Consider the following 2,689-nt stretch of genomic DNA (forward strand, 5'->3'; position numbering starts at 1 on the left):
GGGCCGAGCCCCGGGCCCCCCGCGCCCGCTCCGCGCCCCCGTCACTTCCCGAACGCGTCCAGCGCCGCGTCCGCCTCCTTGAGCGCCCCCGCGCCCACCTTCAGCGAGTCGTACACGAAGTGCACCCGCGCGTCCTCGATGCCGCAGAACTCCGAGATGCCGGCCCGCAGCAGCCGCCCCACCACCTCGTCCCAGCCCAGCTCGACGAAATGCCGCTCCTCGTAACTCACCAGTGTGAGCCACAGCATCCGCTTCCCGCGCAGGCGGGGAACGCTCCGGCCGTACGCGAAGCCGTGGTTTTACACCCGGTCGATCCACCCCTTCAGCACGGCCGGCAGGCCGAACCACCACAGCGGGAAGACCACCACGATCGTGTCCGCCGCCTCGACGACGGACGCCGGGGACCACTGACGGACCCTCACCGTCAGCCGTCGTGCCGCGCACAGCCGCCCAACCGCCCCGCACGCGGGCGCATTAGCGTGGGCGGCATGTGATTCGACGTTCTGGGCCCCCTGCGTGTGACCACGGACGACGGCGCACCCGTCGCCGTGCCCGAGCCCAAGGTTCGGGCGCTGCTCGCCCGTCTGCTGGTGCACCACGGCAGGCCCGTAGCGGCCGACCGGCTGATCGACGACCTGTGGGGCGAGGACACCCTGCCGGGAAACCCGGGCAACTCCCTCCAGACCAAGGTCTCCCAGCTGCGTGGGGCCCTGGAGAAGGCGCGGCCCGGCGCCCGCGCGCTGGTCGCGTACGGTCCGGCGGGATACGCGCTGCGCGTCGCCGACGAGGCGGTGGACGCGGCCAGGTTCGACGCGCTGACCGCCCGCGCCCGCACCGCCGGTGGGGGGAGCGGCGCGCCGGCGGTGCGGGCGGACCTGTTCGCCCAGGCGCTCGGGCTGTGGCGCGGGGAGGCGTACGCCGACTTCCGTGACGCCGGATTCGTACGGGCCGAAGCCGCCCGCCTGGAGGAGCGGCGGCTCACGGTGGAGGAGGAACTCGCGGAGCTGCGCCTGGAACTGGGGGAACACCGGGCACTGGCCGACGAGTTGGCGGGCAGGGTCGCGCTCCACCCGCTGCGGGAGCGGCTGCGGGCCGTCCACATCCGGGCGCTCTACCGGGCCGGGCGCCCGACGGAGGCACTGGACGCCTACCGCGACCTGAAGGAGCGGCTCGCGGACGAGCTGGGCCTCGACCCCGGCGCCGAACTGACCGCCCTCCACCAGGCGGTGCTGGAGCAGGACCCGGCGCTGGCCGCCGCTCCTTCCCGGGTGTCCTCGCCTCCCGGACCCGTCCCGGCCGCCGCCGACGGGGGACCGCCCCGTACGAACCTGCCCGCCCCGGTCACGGCGCTGGTGGGGCGCGACGACGCGGTCGCCCGGGTGTGCGAGCTGGCCGCCGGGGCCCGGCTGGTCACGCTCACCGGCCCCGGCGGCGTGGGCAAGACACGCCTGGCGCTGGAGGCCGCGACGCGGCTCGCCGACGACTTCGCGGCCGGCGTGTGGCTGGTCGAACTCGCCGGTGTGCGGGGCGGGGACGCGGCGCCGGTGGCGGAGAGCGTGGCGGCGGCGCTGGGCGTACGCGACGACACCCCGCGCGACGCGGGGCCCGCCGGCGGCGCGGCCGCCACGGCCGACCGGCTCGCCGGGGCGATCGGGACCCGGCCGCTGCTGCTCGTGCTGGACAACTGCGAGCACGTCGTGGAGCCCGTCGCCGCCCTCGCGGAGCAGCTCCTGCGCCGGGCGCCGGGACTGCGCGTCATCGCCACCAGCCAGGAGCCGCTGGCCATCGCGGGCGAGGTGCTGGACGCGGTGGCGCCGCTCGACGAGGCCGACGCGGTGCGGCTCTTCGCCGCCCGGGCGTCGGCGGCGGCGCCCGGGTTCGTGCTGGACGACGGGAACGCCGAAGCCGTGGCGCTCATCTGCCGCCGCCTCGACGGCATCCCGCTCGCCCTGGAACTCGCGGCGACGCGCGTCCGGGCCCTGGGGGTGCACGCCCTGGCCGACCGCCTGCACGACCGCTTCCGGCTGCTGAACCAGGTGCGCCGCGACGCCCCGGCCCGCCAGCGGGCGCGGCTGGGCCGGGTCGCGCTGCTGACCGGGGACGACGCGCGGGCCACCGACTGTCACGAGCGGGCCGGGCGGCTCGCGGCGGAGCAGTCCCACCGCCCGGCCCAGCAGTTCGCCGAGACGGGCCTGGCCCTCGGCGCCCGCCGCCGGGGCGACCTCGACACCGCCGAGCGGCACCTGCGCCCCTGGCTGGAGTGGAACCGCCGCTTCGGCGTCGACTCGGGAGCCGCGCTGATCCTCGCGCAGATCGGTTACGTCGCCGAACAGCGCGGGGACGCCGAGGGGGCGCTGGCGCTGCACCGGGAGGGACTCGCGGCGGCCCGCCGGACCGCCGACCCGCGCGCGGTGGCCCTGGCCCTGGAAGGGATGGCCGGGGCGCACGCGCTCGCGGGTGCGGCCACCGAGGCGGCCGAACTCCTGGGCACGGCCGCCGCCCTGCGCGCCTCGGTGGCCGCGACCCTGCCGCCGGCCGAGCGCGCGGACGTGGACAGGGCGCGGGCGCTGGCGCGGGCGGCGCTGGGGGCCGAGGCGTTCGAGGAGGCAACCGCCCGAGGCCGCGCCCTGCCCCCCGACGCCCACGCCTGACCGCGACCGGGGCCGCCGGCGCGGGGGCGGCGTACACG

General features: G+C 77.8%; 1 protein-coding gene and 2 pseudogenes. 1 reads left to right on the forward strand and 2 read right to left on the reverse strand.

Annotated elements, in window-relative coordinates; all coding sequences use genetic code 11:
* Window positions 1-41 precede the first annotated feature (41 nt).
* Window positions 42-248 carry an NADPH-dependent FMN reductase family protein gene (locus E2E34_RS37175; protein ID WP_341870248.1) on the reverse strand — a complete coding sequence of 69 codons (207 nt, stop codon included), beginning with the start codon at window positions 246-248 and terminating at the stop codon, window positions 42-44.
* Window positions 249-302: 54 nt separating this feature from the next.
* Window positions 303-383, reverse strand: a pseudogene (locus E2E34_RS37180) (NAD(P)H-dependent oxidoreductase); the annotation flags it as partial.
* A 120-nt stretch (window positions 384-503) separates the two neighbouring features.
* On the opposite strand from E2E34_RS37180, the pseudogene E2E34_RS33225 reads away from it, so the two are divergent.
* Window positions 504-2,066 (forward strand): annotated as a pseudogene (locus E2E34_RS33225) (AfsR/SARP family transcriptional regulator); the annotation flags it as partial.
* Between the last annotated feature and the right edge of the window lie 623 nt (window positions 2,067-2,689).

The organism is Streptomyces albidochromogenes (assembly GCF_005981925.1).
GTDB classification, from domain to species: domain Bacteria; phylum Actinomycetota; class Actinomycetes; order Streptomycetales; family Streptomycetaceae; genus Streptomyces; species Streptomyces albidochromogenes.